This window comes from Pelagibacterium flavum (assembly GCF_025854335.1).
In the GTDB taxonomy this organism is placed as follows: domain Bacteria; phylum Pseudomonadota; class Alphaproteobacteria; order Rhizobiales; family Devosiaceae; genus Pelagibacterium; species Pelagibacterium flavum.
On record NZ_CP107716.1, the window covers coordinates 3,142,441 to 3,160,362 of the forward strand.

18 protein-coding genes and 2 riboswitches are annotated in these 17,922 nt (G+C 60.7%); of the genes, 1 reads left to right on the forward strand and 17 read right to left on the reverse strand.

Annotated features, from left to right (window positions below; translation table 11 throughout):
- Positions 1–74: 74 nt before the first annotated feature.
- The 7 genes from gcvPB to OF122_RS15865 all read right to left on the reverse strand — a co-directional run bounded on the left by gcvPB (position 75) and on the right by OF122_RS15865 (position 7,023).
- The gene (gene gcvPB, locus OF122_RS15835; RefSeq protein ID WP_264225152.1) at positions 75–1,625 is read right to left on the reverse strand and encodes an aminomethyl-transferring glycine dehydrogenase subunit GcvPB; all 1,551 of its coding nucleotides are present in this window, start codon (positions 1,623–1,625) and stop codon (positions 75–77) included.
- Entirely contained in the window at positions 1,622–2,962 is a 1,341-nt protein-coding gene (gcvPA, locus tag OF122_RS15840) for an aminomethyl-transferring glycine dehydrogenase subunit GcvPA (RefSeq protein WP_264225153.1), read from the reverse strand. The genes gcvPB and gcvPA overlap by 4 nt, the downstream gene beginning before the upstream one ends.
- Before the next feature lie 27 nt (positions 2,963–2,989).
- Positions 2,990–3,355, reverse strand: coding sequence for a glycine cleavage system protein GcvH (gene gcvH / locus OF122_RS15845; protein ID WP_264225154.1), 366 nt, complete (start codon positions 3,353–3,355; stop codon positions 2,990–2,992).
- Between the two features lie 18 nt (positions 3,356–3,373).
- The gene (gcvT, locus tag OF122_RS15850; protein ID WP_264225155.1) at positions 3,374–4,519 is read right to left on the reverse strand and encodes a glycine cleavage system aminomethyltransferase GcvT; all 1,146 of its coding nucleotides are present in this window, start codon (positions 4,517–4,519) and stop codon (positions 3,374–3,376) included.
- Positions 4,520–4,586: 67 nt separating this feature from the next.
- Positions 4,587–4,699, reverse strand: a riboswitch (glycine riboswitch).
- 87 nt (positions 4,700–4,786) lie between these two features.
- Positions 4,787–4,881: riboswitch (glycine riboswitch) on the reverse strand.
- 117 nt (positions 4,882–4,998) lie between these two features.
- Positions 4,999–5,559 (reverse strand): hypothetical protein, encoded by a 561-nt coding sequence (locus tag OF122_RS15855; protein ID WP_264225156.1) that lies wholly within the window; start codon positions 5,557–5,559, stop codon positions 4,999–5,001.
- Positions 5,560–5,575: 16 nt separating this feature from the next.
- Positions 5,576–6,067 (reverse strand): peroxiredoxin, encoded by a 492-nt coding sequence (locus OF122_RS15860; RefSeq protein WP_264225157.1) that lies wholly within the window; start codon positions 6,065–6,067, stop codon positions 5,576–5,578.
- 143 nt (positions 6,068–6,210) lie between these two features.
- Complete coding sequence (locus OF122_RS15865) at positions 6,211–7,023, reverse strand: protein-disulfide reductase DsbD domain-containing protein (RefSeq protein ID WP_264225158.1); 813 nt, start codon at positions 7,021–7,023, stop codon at positions 6,211–6,213.
- Positions 7,024–7,157: 134 nt separating this feature from the next.
- Here OF122_RS15865 and OF122_RS15870 point away from each other — a divergent pair, with 134 nt between their 5' ends.
- Positions 7,158–7,736, forward strand: a complete 579-nt coding sequence (locus OF122_RS15870; RefSeq protein WP_264225159.1) for a YqgE/AlgH family protein — start codon at positions 7,158–7,160, stop codon at positions 7,734–7,736.
- Here OF122_RS15870 and OF122_RS15875 read toward each other — a convergent pair.
- The 10 genes from OF122_RS15875 to OF122_RS15920 all read right to left on the reverse strand — a co-directional run bounded on the left by OF122_RS15875 (position 7,733) and on the right by OF122_RS15920 (position 17,896).
- Positions 7,733–10,639 carry an EAL domain-containing protein gene (locus OF122_RS15875; RefSeq protein ID WP_264225160.1) on the reverse strand — a complete coding sequence of 969 codons (2,907 nt, stop codon included), beginning with the start codon at positions 10,637–10,639 and terminating at the stop codon, positions 7,733–7,735. The two genes, OF122_RS15870 and OF122_RS15875, sit on opposite strands and share 4 nt — an antisense overlap.
- Positions 10,640–10,713: 74 nt before the next feature.
- Positions 10,714–11,310 (reverse strand): GNAT family N-acetyltransferase, encoded by a 597-nt coding sequence (locus tag OF122_RS15880; protein WP_264225161.1) that lies wholly within the window; start codon positions 11,308–11,310, stop codon positions 10,714–10,716.
- Between the two features lie 13 nt (positions 11,311–11,323).
- Positions 11,324–12,583 carry a M16 family metallopeptidase gene (locus OF122_RS15885; RefSeq protein ID WP_264225162.1) on the reverse strand — a complete coding sequence of 420 codons (1,260 nt, stop codon included), beginning with the start codon at positions 12,581–12,583 and terminating at the stop codon, positions 11,324–11,326.
- Between the two features lie 2 nt (positions 12,584–12,585).
- Complete coding sequence (gene thrC / locus OF122_RS15890; protein WP_264225163.1) at positions 12,586–13,986, reverse strand: threonine synthase; 1,401 nt, start codon at positions 13,984–13,986, stop codon at positions 12,586–12,588.
- 34 nt (positions 13,987–14,020) lie between these two features.
- Positions 14,021–14,842: an SURF1 family protein gene (locus OF122_RS15895; protein WP_264225164.1), complete on the reverse strand. Its 822-nt coding sequence runs from the start codon at positions 14,840–14,842 to the stop codon at positions 14,021–14,023.
- Positions 14,843–14,971: 129 nt separating this feature from the next.
- Complete coding sequence (locus OF122_RS15900; protein WP_264225165.1) at positions 14,972–15,358, reverse strand: DUF983 domain-containing protein; 387 nt, start codon at positions 15,356–15,358, stop codon at positions 14,972–14,974.
- A gap of 47 nt (positions 15,359–15,405) precedes the next feature.
- Positions 15,406–16,242: a cytochrome c oxidase subunit 3 gene (locus tag OF122_RS15905; RefSeq protein ID WP_264225166.1), complete on the reverse strand. Its 837-nt coding sequence runs from the start codon at positions 16,240–16,242 to the stop codon at positions 15,406–15,408.
- A 17-nt stretch (positions 16,243–16,259) separates the two neighbouring features.
- Entirely contained in the window at positions 16,260–16,799 is a 540-nt protein-coding gene (locus tag OF122_RS15910) for a cytochrome c oxidase assembly protein (protein WP_264225167.1), read from the reverse strand.
- A gap of 3 nt (positions 16,800–16,802) precedes the next feature.
- On the reverse strand, positions 16,803–16,967 hold the full coding sequence (locus OF122_RS15915; RefSeq protein ID WP_264225168.1) for a hypothetical protein: 165 nt from the start codon (positions 16,965–16,967) through the stop codon (positions 16,803–16,805).
- On the reverse strand, positions 16,967–17,896 hold the full coding sequence (locus OF122_RS15920; protein WP_264225169.1) for a heme o synthase: 930 nt from the start codon (positions 17,894–17,896) through the stop codon (positions 16,967–16,969). Before OF122_RS15920 ends, OF122_RS15915 begins: the two co-directional genes overlap by 1 nt.
- Positions 17,897–17,922: the final 26 nt, after the last annotated feature.

Below are 17,922 nucleotides of genomic sequence, written 5' to 3' on the forward strand. Positions count from 1 at the left end.
TCGAAGTTTAAGGGGTTTGGCGTGCCGATCAAAGGTGTTTTTGCCTCCCCGCGCATGACGGGGAGGCGGGATAGTTATTGCGCGGCTTCAAGTGCGTCGTCTGGCGCGATCCATTTCAGGCGTGGCTGGCGGGCCGCACGGGTCTCATCGAGCCGGCGCAGGGGAGCGCGTGTCGGGGCGGATGTGAAGCGTTCCGCATTCCCCGAGCGCGCGTCCTCGGCCAGTTCGCGCATTGTCATAACGAACGCATCGAGGGTCTGGAGCGACTCGCTTTCGGTGGGCTCAATAAGCATGGCGCCATGCACGACCAGCGGGAAATACATCGTCATGGGGTGAAACCCCTCATCGATCATCGCCTTGGCAAAATCGAGAGTGGAAACGCCGGTGCCCTTTAGAAACTCATCATCAAACAGTGCCTCGTGCATGACCGGCTGCCCATTGAAGGGCGCAGAGAACAGATCTTCGAGCCGTGCCTTGAGATAGTTGGCATTGAGCACAGCATCACGCGCCGCCTGCGCCAGCCCGTCGGCGCCGTGGCTGAGCATATAGGTCAGGGCGCGCACATACATGCCCATCTGGCCATGGAAGGCCGTCAGGCGTCCGAAGGCGCTGCCCTCGACGTGCTCGACAAGATCGATCCCTTCCCCATCCTTGCGCAGGAAGGGAACCGGCGCAAAGGGCGCGAGCGCTTCGGACAGGACAACCGGCCCGGCGCCCGGTCCACCGCCGCCGTGGGGCGTCGAAAATGTCTTATGCAGGTTGATATGCATGGCGTCGATGCCCAGATCGCCCGGACGCACCACGCCCATGATGGCGTTGAAATTGGCGCCGTCGCAGTAGAAATAGGCTCCGGCCTCATGAACGGCCGCCGCAATCTCGATGATCTGGGATTCGAACAGGCCGCACGTGTTGGGATTGGTGAGCATGATAGCCGCGACATCGCCCGACAGCGCCGCCTTGACCGCCTCGACATCGACCGTGCCGTTGTCATTGGCATCAATGGATTTGACCGAATAGCCAAGGAATGCCGCTGTCGCCGGATTGGTGCCATGGGCGCTTTCGGGGACGAGCACGATCTTGCGGTGCCCCTGCCCTTTTGCCGCATGGGCCGCCTTGATGGCCATCATGCCGCACAACTCACCATGCGCGCCGGCCTTGGGGGAAAGCGCAACGGCAGCGGTGTTGGTCAGTTCCATCAGCCAATGGCTAAGCTCTGCCATAACACCGAGCGCGCCCGATACCGTGGAGACCGGTTGCAGAGGGTGGATGTCGGCAAATCCGGGCAACCGGGCCATCTTCTCGTTCAGCCGGGGATTGTGCTTCATGGTGCACGAGCCGAGCGGATACATCCCCGAATCGATGGAATAATTGCGGCGCGACAGACGCACATAATGGCGCATGGCTTCGGGTTCGGTAAGGCCGGGAAGATCCAGCTCGCTTTTACGGCGCAGACCACCGAGACGGTCTTCGGGCACCTCGATATCGGGCAAGTCCACACCTGAGTGGTCGCGGTCGCCGATCTCGAACAGAAGCGGTTCGGCCGGGAGCAGAGCGGCAGGCCCTGAACCGAGAGAGCCGGTTGCGGCGCCTGGAGTGGTGGGGCGACCCTGTGTGTTCATGCTCATGCGATTTCTCCCTTGAGCGCACCGACAAGCGCTGTGATATCGGCGTCGGTCGTCAATTCGGTTGCGGCCAGGATCAGAAGATTTTCGACATCGGGCTTGCCCGGTTCGAGGCGCGAAACCGGCAGGCCGGCGAGAATGCCTTTGGCGGCCAGCGCTTCGACCACGGGTGCGGCGGGTGATGGGAGACGGACGGTCATTTCGTTGAAGAAGGTCTTGTTGAGCACAGCGATCCCCGCGCCCTGCAAAGCATCGGCCAGCGCAATGGCGCGCGAGTGATTGAGCTTTGCGAGCCGCGTCAGCCCTCGCTCGCCCAACAGCGAGAGATGGATGGTGAACGCCAGAGCGCACAGGCCAGAGTTGGTACAAATGTTGGAAGTCGCCTTTTCACGGCGAATATGCTGTTCGCGCGTCGAGAGCGTCAGGACGAACCCGCGCTCGCCGTTGGCATCTACGGTCTCCCCGCACAACCGACCCGGCATCTGGCGCACGAATTTTTCGCGGCAGGCCAGAAGTCCGACATAGGGGCCACCAAAGGTCAATGGATTGCCCAGCGACTGCCCCTCTGCCACCACGATATCGGCGCCGAGCGCGCCCGGCGCCTCAAGCAGGCCCAGGGAGATGATTTCGGTGACAACAACGATCAGCAATGCGCCCTTTTCATGGGCTGCTTCAGCCAGCGCCGAGACATTGCGAAGGTGGCCGTAAAAATCGGGGGTCTGGATGACGATGGCGGCGGTATCGTCATCAATGTGATCGACGATATCGCCCTGCCCTTCCGGCGAGGGCGCAAGGCATTCGAGCCCTTCTTCCCCCGAGAGGTAGGTTACAACCGTGTCGCGGTATTGCGGGTGCAGGCCGCCCGAGAGGAAGACCTTGTTCTTTTTCGTGATGCGCCGCGCCATCAGAACGGCCTCGGCCGTCGCCGTCGATCCGTCATACATCGAAGCGTTGGCCACATCCATGCCGGTCAGGTTTGCGACCTGGGTCTGGAACTCAAAGAGCATCTGGAGCGTGCCCTGCGAGATTTCCGGCTGGTATGGCGTGTAAGCGGTGAGCCATTCCGAGCGCTGAATCAGATGATCGACGGTGGCAGGAACGTGGTGGCGATAGGCGCCCGCGCCCACAAAGAACGGGCCGTCTCCTGCAGCGTGGTTGGCCCTTGCCAGCCCCCGCATATGGGCCTCAACCGCAAACTCGGGCTGATGGTCGGGCAGGTCCGGACTGAACGTGCCCAGAACCGATTTGGGTACCGCGGCAAACAGATCATCGATGGAAGACGCGCCGATCGTGGCCAGCATGTGCTGACGGTCGGCGGCAGAATGGGGGAGATAGCGCATCGCGGCTCCGGTTCAGATCGATAAGGGTCAGGCCGTATGATCGGCGTAGGCGGCTTCGTCCATGAGGCCCTCGAGTTCGGCCTCATCGGACAATTCGAGCTTGAAGATCCAGCCGCCGGCGGCCGGGTCGGAATTGATGAGACCGGGTTCGTCGGACAGTGCGTCGTTGATTTCCGTCACGGTTCCGGAAACTGGGGCGTAGATTTCCGAAGCGGCCTTTACCGATTCAACGACGGCGACTTCCTCGCCCTTCTTGAAACTGGCGCCGACTGCGGGCAATTCGACGAACACGATGTCGCCGAGCTGTTCCTGGGCGAAGCTGGAAATACCGACCGTGCCGATCTTGCCTTCGGTGCGGACATATTCGTGGTCGGTGGTGTAACGGGTGGTCATGGTGAGGTCCCCTCTGGATCAGGCCGGTTTGCGGTAATAGCGCTGTGGAACGAAAGGCATCTTTGCAATGGTGCCGGAAATTGGCTTGCCGCGCACCATGGCGGTTACGGGCGCACCTTCTTTGGCGATGTCGGCTGGCACATACCCCATGGCGATGGACGCCTGCGCCGTTGGGGCAAAAGTGCCCGAGGTGATCCGACCGATGACCGTGCCGCCGGCGTCGACCAGTTCAGCGCCCTCGCGAACGGGCTGGCGGCCCTCAAAGCGGATCCCCACGCGCTTCTCTCGAGCGCCGTTGGCCAAACGCGCAAGGACGGCATCGGAGCCGGTAAAGCCGCCCTCGGTGCGGCGGCGTTTTCCGATGGCAAACAGCAGGCTGGCGGAAACCGGATCGACCGTGTCGGTCATGTCGTGGCCGTAGAGACAGAGCCCGGCTTCAAGCCGCAGGCTGTCGCGCGCGCCAAGTCCGGCCGGCTCAACCAGCGGGTCGGCCATCAGAAGATCGAACAACGCGGGCGCGTCCTCATTGGCAACTGAAAGCTCAAATCCGTCTTCGCCGGTGTAGCCCGAACGCGAGACGTTGACCGCGATGTCGCCAATGAGTGTGGGACCGGCCTGCATGAACCCCAGCGTTTCGGTGATTCCGGAGTGTATGGCGAGCACTTCTGCTGCGCGCGGTCCTTGCAGCGCGATGAGCGAAACATCGTCACGCAAGTCAAATGCCACGTCCGCAGGCGCCTTGGCGCGGATAAAATCGAGATCGTGATGCTTGCGGGCAGCGTTGACCACCATGTACATCACCCCGCCGGGCTCCTGGCCTTCAGCGGGCCGGGTGATGATAAGGTCGTCCTCGATGCCACCCTCTTCGTTGAGCAGCACTGTATAGCGCATCTGGCCGGGCGCCAGGGATCTCAGATCGGCGGGCGTCAGAGCCTCAAGGGCCGCGATTGTCGTGTCGTGATCGGGCCCGGTTATGACCACTTGCCCCATATGCGAGACATCGAAAAGGCTCGCCGCTTCCCGTGTATGATTGTGCTCGGCCACGATGCCGGCATACTGGACGGGCAGCGCATAGCCGCCAAATTCGACCATCCTGCCGCCGGCGGCAATGTGCCGGTCGTAAAGCGCCGTTTTGAGTAGGTCGGTCTGGGCCCCTGCGGCCATATCGGTCTCTCCGGTTACGCGATGGACGGCACCACACAACGACGCATTGGGAAATGCATCGTAACGTAGTGCCCCCTCTGTCGGTCAACCTGAGAGATTTCCCGGGCGGCTTGCTTGCCACAAGACCCGGCTACATCCGTCGGTGGGAAGCTTGTGCTTCCGCTTTCCAGAGTTTTGGTCCGAACCCAGTCTGCATGACGCAGTTTGTGTCCTACCTCTTTCGCCTGGTCGCCTTGCGCCGAGGCGGTATTGCCTCATTGCAGGTTTCCAGGCTCAGCGGTCCCTTGTGCCTGAGAGTTTCCGGGGCGGTTGCTCCTTCGGCGTCCCGGCGCAATGGCCAGGATCTCTCCCGCTGATGGCCGGACCATGGAAGAAAGTGCCGGTCCCGTCAATCTGCTTGTTCTTGTTTATCGCGTTTCGTTTGCACGGCCCCGCGGGCCCGAACCAGAAAAAGTGGCATCCAATTTGCTGGCATCGCTCTAGTTGTCAAAGCCCACGAAAATGGTGATCTGCTCGCCGCCCACATAGGGGATCGCAACGTTTTCCACCGTCTGGCTGAATTCATTGGCGCTTGAAGGGCTGGCCGCGACGGGAACGTCATAGCGCTGGGAGAAGACTGCAAGCCCGTCACGCTGCACTGCAAAGCGCAGCGGCATGGTGATATTGCCCTCGCCGCCCGACGGGCCGATGATGACCCGTCCAACAGCGCCCATCTGTACTGTTATGACGCCGTTTGAGACCACGCAATTGCGCGAAACGCGATCAAGCACGCCCTGATAGCGCAGGGCGCTGGGGTCAGAGGTGCGATTGCCAGCATAAGAGCGATAAAATTCCGCGCCTTCGCGAATACGGATCGGCGGGCATTCGGTGGCAATGGCCGGCATGGCTCCGCTGGCCGCCTGGGCAACCTGGGTCTGGCTCGCGTTGAGATTGGCATAACTCGCGTCGTCGCTGCCGCCGAACATAGAGCCCATCGAACATCCCGCCAGAAGCCCGGCAAGTGCCGCAACCGCCGTAATACGCAACACCGAACCCAACATGGTTCCTATCCTTCCATTAAGCCCTGAGTGCTTCGAGCATCGCAGGCGCACCTGAGTTGGTGACCACGCCCGGCGCTCCCTCGATATTGACGATCTCGGCCACCCCGTTGCGAACCAGCATCGAGGAGCGGATGAATCGGATGCCGAGCCCGCCTCCCGTCATGTCGCGCTCCAGCCCCAGTGCATTTGCCAACTTCCCCAGACCATCGGCGATAAATTCGATCTTGCCAAGGGCCCCGGTCGCCTCGGCCCATGCTTTGACCACATGATGATCGTTGACCGTACCGCAGATGATCGTGTCGACGCCAGCGGCTTTGAGCTGATCGGCGGCGGCCAGATAGCCAGGGAGGTGGTTGAGATGGCAGGTGGGCGTGAAGGCCCCCGGAACCGTAAAGAAAACCACAGTGCCCCTGCCCAGGATATCGGCGCTGGTCGCGTCCTCGATGCCGCGTTCGGTCACGTATTTTACGGGCACCGAAGCGATGGACTGGCCGGGCTGAATGGTCATGGAGATCCTCATACTATGAAACGGCAGACACTGGATGAATGCGGCATGACAAAGGTTGGCCGCTCCCGTCCATGCAAATTTGAGTCGGATTTCTCATAGGAGAATTCTCGGGCCGCGTCGAGATTGACGGAGGCCTTTGCCGTCTATCGAGATGCGCTCTCGGTCCCGGCGAGAGGCCGGATGATCTCGAATGGCCCATCATCGCCGTTGAACGTGAAGCGGGCCTTTGCGTCACGCAACGCTTCGGGCCCCACCCGCCCAAGCAGCGGAAAGGATAACCGGCTCGGCTCCACGATCTCGGGTTCGCCGAAAACGAGGCTCGAACCGGCAATATCGGCGATCATCGAGGTGTGGTCAAAGCCCGGCTCAAGCAGATCGACAATTATGGCCTCGGTGTTCACGTCGAACCGCGCGGCGCCCAGAATACCATCACCGTCGTGTGGCAAGGGGACTGTCGCCAGCGCTTGCCGAATGCGGAAATCGTTGGGGCCGTCAGGCGCCTCGAGCGCTGGTGCTATCTCGATGCTGGCATTAGCCGGCACGCAGACGTCGGAGCAAACGCCCAGGGTAATGTCGGCAACCAAAAGAGGCGAATCGCCCTCAATCGCGACGGCGAGCGGAAAAACTACATGGCCATAAAACGCGTGATCGAGATAGCCTCCTGCAACCTCCCGCTTTGGATAGGGCCACGCGATTTCGACGCCACCGATGTCACGCGAACCTTCGGTGTCGATAATCAGGGGCAGTCCGGTTTCACCGGGCACACGCCAATAGGTTTTGGTGTCAGCGGGCATGTCTATTTCGAGCCCCATCCACACAAGCCCCTCATCGGTGAGGGTGTCGGAGGAGATAAGCCGCACCGAAACGTCCGGAGCAACTTCAACCCAATCGGTTTCCGCGGCGACGCCTACCGCTGATAGAGCGAGCGTCGTGAAGATGGCGATCACAATTTTCATGGATAGACTCATTAGTGCAGCAATGGGGCATGGGAAAGGGAAGCTTGATCATCGCTTCGTGATCGCTGGGCATTTGAAACTTGGCCGGAAGTCTTTACGTTTATGACTGGGCGGCGGACAGAAAGTGAGTTGGCATGGACACGCTCAAAGGACAGTTCCTCGTCGCAACGCCCGATATTGGCGACGAGCGGTTTGCCGAGGCGGTGATTTATCTCGTAGCGCATGGCGAGGATGGCGCCATGGGGCTGGTCGTCAACAAGCCTATGGATGACATGCATCTGTCCGACGTTCTCGCCGAGATCGATCTCGAAGGAGACGATAACGCCATCCGCATACCTGAACGGCTTTTGCACCAAAACGTCTTCAAGGGCGGCCCCGTCGATTCAAGCCGTGGCTTTGTTCTTCACACCTCCGACTATTTCCGCGACGGCAACTCCTTTGCCGTGGACGGCGACGTGTGCCTGACGGCAACGCTGGATGTGCTGCGCGCCATAATGTCGGGCAAAGGGCCAAATGCGAGCCTTTTGGCCCTGGGGTATTGCGAATGGAGCGCCGGCCAGCTCGAGAACGAATTGCGGACCAATGGCTGGCTGACAGCGGCGCCGTCCAAGGAATTGCTGTTCTCGCTGCCTGCGAACAAGAAGTACGAAGCGGCGCTGGCGGCACTTGGCGTCACGCGGGCCACGCTGAGCCCCGTCGCCGGCAACGCTTAAGGCTGTTTACCGGTGAGCTGAGCCTGCAGCCGACGCTGGAGTTCGGCGCCGGGCATGGCCGCGCCGAACGCGAAACCTTGCGCGTAGCGGCAGTTGAGGCTCTTGAGCCGGGCAATCTCATCTTCGGTTTCCACGCCTTCGGCGATCAATGCCAGATCGAGCTCACGCGCCAGGCTGACTACCGAATTGATGATCGGTATCTGGGTATGGGAAATGCCGCTGTCGTCTCGGATCTGCACGAAGGGCGCCGGTAGCTTGATCGTGTCGAATGGGAAGCGGTGAAGATAAGACAGCGACGAATAGCCAGTCCCGAAATCATCGAGCGCCAACCCCAGGCCAAGCTCCTTGAATGCTTCAAGCATATAGACAGCGTGCTCGGGGTTGCCCATCACTTGGCTTTCGGTGATTTCGAGCTTCATATGGCCGGCCACTGACTTGTGCTGCGCCACGAGCGTCTTCATGTCGTTGAGCAGGGTTTCGCTGGTCAGTTGCGCTGCCGACAGATTGACCGAGACGAAGAAATTCTCAGGCAGCTTGATGGCCGACACCCATTGCCGGGCTTGTTCAGCCGCCTCCTCAAAAGCCAGCCGACCCAGTTTTTCGATCTGGCCGGTCCGTTCGGCCAGCGGGATAAAGGCCGACGGGCTGACCTGACCGCGCTCAGGGTGATTCCAGCGCATGAGCGCTTCGGCGCCTACGATGCGATTTCCGTTCTGAATGTCGACGATGGGTTGGTAGAGGAGCTGGAGGTCGCGCCGATCGAGTGCTTCCTTGAGATCGTCTTCCAGAGCCTGGGCATACACGGCGATCGAGCGCGTTGCGGCGCGGAAGGCTTCGATACGGTCGCCGCCGTGGCGCTTGGCGTAGTGCATGGCGAGTTCGGCGTCGCGCAGCACGTCTTCTGCCTTGACGGGCTTGTTGTCGTAAATCGTGATGCCGATCGAAGCGGTAAGCGTCATGTCCCGATCGCCGAAATTGAACGGGTTGCGCAGGGCCTTGCGCATCTGTTCGGCAATATCGGCGATCTTGGATGCCGATTGCTCGGAAAGCAGCACGACGGCGAACTGGTCACCAGAGACGCGTGCCAGGGTGTCCAGCGGCCGCAACAGGCGCGACAGGCGGCGCGAGACGGCCAGAAGCAGCGAGTCGGCAGCCATGTGCCCGATGCGTTCGTCAATGTCGGTGAATTTGTCGAGATCGACGAGGAAGACAGCGGGCTTGACCTCGCTGAATTCGCGTGAGCGCAGCAGCGCCCGCTCGAGCCGGTCGAGAAAAAGCTGCCGGTTTGGAAGGCCCGTGAGGCTGTCGTGAACCGCATCGTGCAGCAGTCGATCGCGCCCGGCGCGCTCGTCGGTTACGTCCTGAAGCGTTCCCACGATGCGATTGACCTGCCCATCGCCACCCAGCACGGGTTTGACCCGCATGCGAAAAGCGCGAAAGCTGCCGTCAAAGCCAGCGATACGGATATCGGAATTGACCTTGCCGCGTTTCAACTCGATCAGCGTATCGAGCGCCGTGCGAAAACGGTCACGGTCTTCGGGATGAACGCGGTCGAGCCAGCGCTTGATGGCACCGCGCAAGGCCCCCTTGCGCTCGCCGAGCCTGATGGCCAGCTCGTCGGAGACGTTCACCCGATCACGATCGATGTTCCAGTCGAAGACGAAATCGCCCGAACCCGTCATGGCGAGCGCCCGGCGCTCGACTTCTGATAGCGCGCCGATCGAGACCTGCCCATCGGAAAACGCGTGCTGGACCGCGGTAAAGCCGAGCAGCATCACGATCAGCACAAGGCCGCCGGCGACGGCAGATTGAGCAATGTCGTTGGAGACCTGCCCCGAAACGACCATCCAGGCATAGGTCAGCCAGGCGAGATAGATCACCCAGGTTGGGACCAGCAGTACGGCGCGGTCGTAGCCACGGATCGATAGCAGCAGAACCAGAAACAGACCCACAAGCCCGATCAGGGCCAGAGACGTTCGCGCGATGCCTGCGGCAAGAGCCGGGTTGAAAAAGGCGTAGATGAAAAGCGCAAGAAAGACCGCCGACAGGCCCAGCGCAACATGGGTGAACCTGAAATGCCATCGGTGCAGATTGAGATAGATGAACAGGAAGGCAAACAGAGTCGTGGCAAGGGCGGCCTCCGCCGCCGCCCGGAAGGGCTGGATAAGCGCGTTGGAAACGCCGATCAGCGGTCCAAATATTCCGAAATCGATCAGCAGATAAGCGAGCACCGCCCAGGCCAGCAGCGCGGTGGCCGGAAAGACCCCCCTGCCCTTGACCACGAACATGATGGTCAAAAAAACGGCTGCAAGGCTCGAAATGCCCAGCACGGTTCCCCGGAACAGCGTGAAGGAGTTCTTGTAGTCGCGATACGCATCGGGCTCCCAGAGATAGAGCTCGGGAAGCGTGGCGGACTGCAATTCGGCAACCAGCGTTACGGTAGCGCCCGGATCGATCACCACGTCGAAGACGTCGGCTTCCGAATCAGGCACCCGTTCGGGGCGCAGTCCATGGCTCGGCGTCAGGGCCGTGATGCGGGCCGATCCGAGATCGGGATGGAAAACCCCCGAACCGGGCAGTCTGAAATAGGGCGCAACCAGCAGGCGCTCGATCTGCACGTCGCTCTCATTGCGCAGCGCGAACACCGCCCAATTGGGATTGGCCCCTTCTGTGATCGAGACGATTTCGATGCGGCGGATAATTCCGTCTTCACCCGGAGCGGTGCTGATCTGAACGCGCCCGTCCTCTCCGGGCAGCACATCAATTGCCGCACCGAGATTGACCGCGTTGATCCCTTCGGGGATCGTGACGACCTCAAAAGCCGCCGCCCGTCCAGCAAGCCCGGCCATTGCCACAAACAGCACGGCCAGGAAGACGAGAAAACGGGCGGACTTAAACGTCATTAATCAACGATCCTAATTCAACATTCAGTGGTAGCGGGATTTCGCGCTGTTTGGCAATCAAGCGAATGCCGGTTTCAACCGGCGAGATCGTCGTAGTGCTCGCGCGTGAGCGCAAACAGCATGTGATCTCTCCACTCGCCGTTGATCTGGAGATAATTTTCGGCGATTCCGATTTCGCGGAAGCCGTTGGCCGTGAGAACGCGCCGTGATGCCGTGTTGTCGGGCAGACACGCCGCCTCGATGCGGTGAAGGTTTAGCGTGTCGAAGACAAACGGCAAGATCAGGGCAACCGAGCGCGTCATAATGCCCTTTCCCGCAAATTGTTCACCCATCCAGTAGCCCAGCGTGACGTTCTGGAAGGCGCGGCGCCGGACATTGGACAGCGTCATGCCGCCGACCAGCGTCGAGAGCCGCCCGCTCTGGGTAAAGATGAACAGCGAAAACTCGGCACCATAGAGTGCGTCACGCCGGTTACGACGCACGCGCGCGGCAAAACTGCGGGCTGAAAGTTCGGCCTCGGACCAACGCGGTTCGAACGGCGTAAGGAAGGTCCGGCTGTCCAGCCGCAGCTTGCGCCAGGCCGCATAGTCGTTCTGGCGCGGCGAGCGCAGCATAAGACCATCGCCACGAATTTCCGGAGTGGTCTGGCGGATGGCCGCGAAGGTGAACATGGAGCGATGGCCCCTATTTGAAACTGTCCGCCACGCGCGAATAATCAGGGATGCCCTTTACCGGACCGATGCCTGCGATTGCCGGCTTGGCTCCGGAAAACATCTGGCCGGCGACGTGGCGCACACGTTCTGCATCGATGCGGTTGATGCGATCGACCGTTTCCTGAAGGGGAATGGGCCGGCCCCACAGGATCTGTTGCCGCGCCAACTGACCGGCCCGTGAGGACGGGCTTTCGAGTGACATCAGGAGCCCCGCCCTGATCTGTGCACGGACGCGGCTGACCTCGGCATCGGTGATGTCGCGGGTCGATTTCTGCAGTTCCTCGAGCATGACGGGCAAAAGTTCTTCCACGTCCTCGGCGCCGGTTGCCGCTGCCACGCCAAACACACCGCTGTCGGCAAAGGCCCAGTGGAAAGCATAGACGGAATAGCACAGGCCCCGCCGCTCGCGAACTTCCTGGAAAAGGCGCGAGCTCATGCCCCCGCCCAGGATCGAAGACAGGATCTGGGCGGCATAAAAGCCATCGGAATTATATGGCCGGCCTTCGAGTCCAAGCACGATATGGGCCTGCTCGTGGTCGGAGACTTCCCTGAACTCGCCCCCGACATAATTGGCTTTTTCCGGCACCGGCGCTCCGGAGCGCTTGAGCTGGTGGAACCGGTCATGGGCAAGATCGACCAGTTCGTCGTGATTGACGTTACCGGCCGCCGAAATCACCATCTGATCACCCACATAGTGCTGATCCATATAGGCGCGGATGGTGTCGGCGCTGAAGCCACGCACCGATCCCTCGGTGCCCAGAATCGTCCGCCCGATAGGCTGGTCGGGAAAGGCCGCTTCCTGAAACAGATCGAAGACGTGGTCGTCGGGATTGTCATGGGTCGCCCCGATCTCCTGACAGATGACCCGCTGTTCACGTGCCAACTCGTTCTCATCGAAGACCGAGTTCTGCAGAATGTCGGAGAGAATATCGGCGGCAAGAGCCACGTCGTCCTTGAGGACGCGGGCGAAGTAGCCAGTATGTTCGATCGACGTCGCAGCGTTGATGTCGCCACCCACCGATTCGATTGTCTCGGCAATCTCGCGGGCCGACCGCCGGGTCGTTCCCTTGAAGGCCATGTGTTCGAGAAGGTGCGAGACACCGTGCTGCTGCTCGGTTTCGCTGCGCGAACCGGACTTGACCCAGACACCCAGCGCCGCACTTTCCAGATGCGGCATGGCGTCGGTGATAACGGTCATCCCATTATCGAGGGTCGTTGTGCGTACGGTCAAAATCAGTCCTCCCAGGCGCGTGTCTTGGCGCGGATATAGTCTTTCACGACGGTCTCGTCATTGGCCAGCACCGTGAAGCGCTCCTCGCGGGTTCCCAGATCGGCCATATGCGCGGGCAGTTCGGGGTGGCGGCCAGTCGCGGCTTCGACCGTTTCAGGGAACTTGGCCGGGTGGGCGGTCGAAAGCGTGATGAGCGGGGTGTGCCCGAAGTTAAAGCCCCTCGCGACCGCGACACCAACTGCAGTGTGCGGATCGATGAGGTAGTTGGAATTGTCCAGAACGTCGGCAATGATCGTTTTGGTGGCCGTTTCGTCGGCCATACCGGTTCCGAATTCCTCGCGGATCTTGTCGAGCGCCGGTTCGGGGATGGTAAAGCCCCCCGATTGAGCCAACGAGGCAAACAAGGCTGCCGTCTTGTCGCCATCGCGGTCGAGCGCTTCGAACAGCAAGCGTTCGAAATTCGACGATACCTCGATATCCATCGAAGGGCTGACGGTTTGCGCCACACCGCGCTTGTCATAACGGCCGAATTTGATGGCCCGACGCAGAATGTCGTTGGAGTTGGTGGCGACCACCAGCTTTTCCACCGGCAAGCCCATGCGCTTTGCGACGTAGCCGGCAAAGATGTCGCCGAAATTGCCTGTCGGAACCACAAAGGTGATCTTGCGGTGCGGTGCCCCCAGCGCAACCGCGGAGGTGAAGTAATAGACCACCTGCGCGGCGATACGGCCCCAGTTGATCGAATTGACGCCGCTCAGTTTGGCACCGTCACGGAACGCGAAATCATTGAACATGGCTTTGACGACCGCCTGGCAATCGTCAAACGTGCCTTCGAGCGCGATGTTGAAAACATTGTCATCAAGCACCGTCGTCATCTGACGGCGTTGGATTTCCGAGGTGCGGCCCTTGGGGTGGAGAATGAAGATGTCAGTGTTCTGGCGCCCGCGGAAAGCTTCGATGGCAGCCGAGCCGGTATCGCCAGAGGTGGCGCCGACAATCGTCGCCCGCTCACCGCGCTGGCCGAGGATATGATCGATAACCCGCGCCAGAAACTGCATGGCGACGTCCTTGAAGGCCAAGGTCGGGCCGTGCCAGAGCTCAAGCACGAAATGGCCCGGCTCGAGTTCGGTCAGCGGAGTAACCGAGGGGTGATTGAACCCGGAATAGGCCGATTTGATCATGGCCTTGAGGTCGTCCTGATCGATCTCGTCGCCCACAAATTTCGAGATCACGGCGAGCGCGACATCCTGATAGGGGCGGTTGCCGAAATTATGGATTTCCTCGGCGGTGAACTCGGGCCATTCGGCAGGAACATAGAGCCCGCCATCCCGTGCCAGTCCGGCCAGCACAACGTCACAAAATCCGAGCGCGGGCGCCTGACCGCGCGTGCTGACATACTGCATTAAAGAAGCACCCTCCTGGACATCGGGATGCACCCTAATTGTCCTTTTCCTCATGAGCAAGATTTCTGGGCCGCCGCTGACGCCAGAGCCAGAAGCCGAGCATTATCGGCGTGATGGCCGCAAACAGATACCAGGTGCCGGCATATTCGAGGTGCCGGTTTGGAAAGGTAATCTGGGTTTCGCCCCCCTGCGGCAGTTCACCGGGCTCTCGCGCGATCCTGTCGAGTGTTACCGGTGCTATCGGCCCGGCCGCATCGTCGAGAAAGGCAGAGAGCCGCTCAGGGTTACGGACCCACTCACGCCGCTCCCCGAAATCGGGGTCAGGGGTAAAACTGTTGGCCTGTTCAGGGCGGCGCGCGATCGCCTCGAGGGTCACCTGGCCCTCTGGCGCATCGCCGCCATCGGCAAAATCGGCGGCAGCGGCATCGGGGATGAAGCCACGATTGACCCAGACGATGCCGCCCTGCTCGAGCGAGAATGGGGCCATGACCCAATATCCGACCCCGCCATAGGGGCCGGCCGGATCGGGCAGGTTGGTGAAAACCAGAACTGTTTCAGTGTTGTCGAACGTGCCGGTCAGTTCAAACCGCGCATAATCCAATGCTTCCGGATCGAGCGCGTCCCAGTCTCCAGGGGCGGGAAATGGCTGGGGCTCAAGGTCGAAGCGAGCTTCGACCGCCGCGATCAACGCCTCCTTTTCGGCGAGGCGTTCGACCTGCCAGGTGCCCAGCGCGATGAACAGAGCGGTCAGCCCTGCCATGAGCACCACGAAGCTGATCTGCCTGAAGCCCCAATAGCTTCGGGGCTGACGGGCATCCGCCGTCAGAGCATTTTCGCTTCTCCGTGAATCGCTCAAACTGCTCTTTGTCCTTACTGGTCGTGCGGGCGCATCGAAAAAGTCTGCAACCTTTTCTGACCGCACTCGACGTTCCCGCCGGGTCGTGTGGTCGAACCGAAAAAGTCTTCAACTTTTTCTGACCGCACTCTAGGTGTCGTCCCGTTCGCCCAATTCGCCGCCGGGCCGCGCGCCGGTCTTGTACTGCAGGTTTATCATAGCGCCCTTGAAGGGTCGCAGCATCAGCAGCGACAGGATCAAGGTCATGGGCAGCCAGATGGCCAGTTGCGCGACAGCGGGCCAACCGAACAGCGCGTCGGTAATGAGCCAGCCGGCCACCACTATCGTTCCGACCGGAAACATGATCAGCACCGCGGGACCATCGCCGCTATCGGCGAAGGAAAAATCGAGCCCGCAGGCATCGCAGCTTTCGGCGACCGTGAGGAAGCCGGTAAAAAGATGGCCTTCGCCACAGCGCGGACAGCGGCCCTTGAGTCCGGTCGCGAGTGGGGAAAGCCCCTCAGAATGTTCAGCCATGTCATGTGCCGGGACCGCTTAAAGCCGCCCCGGCCCTTCCTCGATTATTAGTGGCCGCCGATCGTTGCGCCCCAGGAGCCCCAGACATAGATCGAGGCAAAAAGAAACAACCAGACCACGTCAACGAAATGCCAGTACCAGGCAGCAAACTCGAAGCCCAGATGCTGCTTGGGCGTAAACTGGCCGGCATAGGCGCGGATCAGGCAGACCAGAAGGAAAATGGTGCCGATGAACACATGGAAGCCGTGGAACCCGGTGGCCATAAAGAACGTGGCGCCATAAATATTTCCCGAGAACGAGAAATGGGCCTGCGTATATTCAAGCACCTGGACGGTGGAGAACAATGCACCGAGCAGCACGGTGAGGATCAACCCCCATTTCAGGCCCTCGCGGTCGTCTTCCAAAAGCGCGTGGTGCGCCCAGGTGACGGTGGTACCGGAAAGCAGGAGAACCAGCGTGTTGAACAGCGGCAGATGCCAGGGGTCGAACACTTCGACGCCCTGCGGCGGCCAGACGCCGCCGGTGAAGGCAACGCGACCGACCTGGGCGATTTCATCAGGGTAGAATGCCGCTTCAAAATAGGCCCAGAACCAGGCCACAAAAAACATAATTTCCGAAGCGATGAACAGGATCATCCCATAGCGGTGGTGAAGCTGGACAACCGGGGTATGATAGCCGGAATTGGCTTCCTTGATCACATCAGCCCACCAGGCGAACATGGTGTAGAGCACGCCGACCAGGCCGGCAGCGAACAGCCAGGGCACGCCACCGTGCATCCACATGATGCCGCCGACGGCCATAATGAAGGCCGAGACCGAGCCCACGAAGGGCCACGGGCTCAAATCTACCAGGTGGTAGTCATGGTTCTTTGCATGGGCTGCCATGTTGGGTCTATCCCCCGTTAGGAATCGTGAAATGTGTAAGACAGCGTAATCTGGCGGATTGTACGCAATTCGGAATTTTCGTCGAGGTCCGGGTCGACAAAATAGGTCACCGGCATTTCGACGGTTTCATTGGGCGCGAGCACCTGTTCTGTAAAGCAGAAACACTCGATCTTGTTGAAATAGATGCCGGTGCTTTCCGGCGTCACGTTGAAGCTCGCCGTAGTGCGCAGCGGTTCGTCGGACAGGTTGGTGGCGCGATAGGTAATTGTCGATATGGTGCCGATAGCATTGGTCTCGACGCTGGCCGGCTCTACACGCAGCGGCATGCCGCCATCGACGGTCGCGTCAAACCGGACGGCCATTTCGCGGGCGATAACGCCCTTGGCATTCTGTTCGGCCACCTGGGTTGTTCCGCCATAGCCTGTGACCCGGCAGAAAATGTCGTAAAGCGGCACGGAGGCGAACGACAGTCCCAGCATTACGGTCGGAATGCCGACCAGCCAGAGGAGCGTCTTTTTGTTGCCGCCGGGGGCCGGAGTGTGATCGATCGCCGCCATCGCCTAGAGCTCCCGCACCATGACTTCGGGGCCGAGATTGATGATTGTAATCGCGTAGAAGATAGCAACAAGGATAACCAGCGCGACACCGATGGCGATCGAACGCTTGCGGCGGCGCTTGAGGAAGGCTTCCCTCTGCTGTTCGGTAAGGTTCTGCTCGACGGTCATTAAAGTACTCCGAACCATCTGATCAGGCCCACATCGGCCAGGAGCGCTACGAACAACACAAACAGGTACAGCAGGGAATAGGTGAAAAGGACGCGGGCCCGCCGTTTCATTTCAACGCCTTCCGAGAAGCGAAGACGAACGGCGAGGACCGAGAACACGACACCGAGAATGGTTGCCGGGACGGCATAGAACCAGCCCACCAGACCGGTCAGCACCGGGCCGAACCCGATGGCGGTCAGCAGGACCGTATAGACGACAATCTGGTTCTGGGTGGCTCGCTCGCCGGCAACATTGGGCAGCATGGGGATGCCCGCGGCCTCGTAGTCGCCCTTCTTGTAGAGCGCCAGCGCCCAGAAATGGGGCGGCGTCCACAAAAAGATGATCATAAACAGGATCAGCGCGTCCCAGGAGACCGTCCCGGTCACGGCCGCCCAGCCGATCATCGGCGGGAACGCACCCGCCGCGCCGCCGATCACGATATTCTGCGGCGTCGAGCGCTTGAGCCACATCGTATAAATGACGGCATAGAAAAAGATCGTGAAGGCCAGAAGTCCGGCGGCCAGCCAATTGGTGGCGAGGCCCAGCGTCGCGACGGAAAATCCGGAAAGGGTGATGCCGAAGACCAGCGCGTTCTCGCGCGTCACACGCCCCGAGGGAATGGGGCGGTTCAGCGTGCGGCTCATGATGGCGTCGATGTCGGCATCGTACCACATGTTAAGCGCGCCCGAGGCCCCTGCTCCCACGGCAATGCACAGTATAGCGATAAAGCCGATGACCGGATTGATGCCACCGGGCGCCACCAGCATGCCAACAACGCCCGTAAAGACGACAAGCTGCATCACCCGGGGCTTTAAAAGCTCCAGATAGTCTTCCACCTGCCCGCCCAGATGGACGGATGTGGTCGAGTCGCTGTCGTCTGCGTAAGCCAATGTGAGGTTCCGGCTCGGGTTCTACA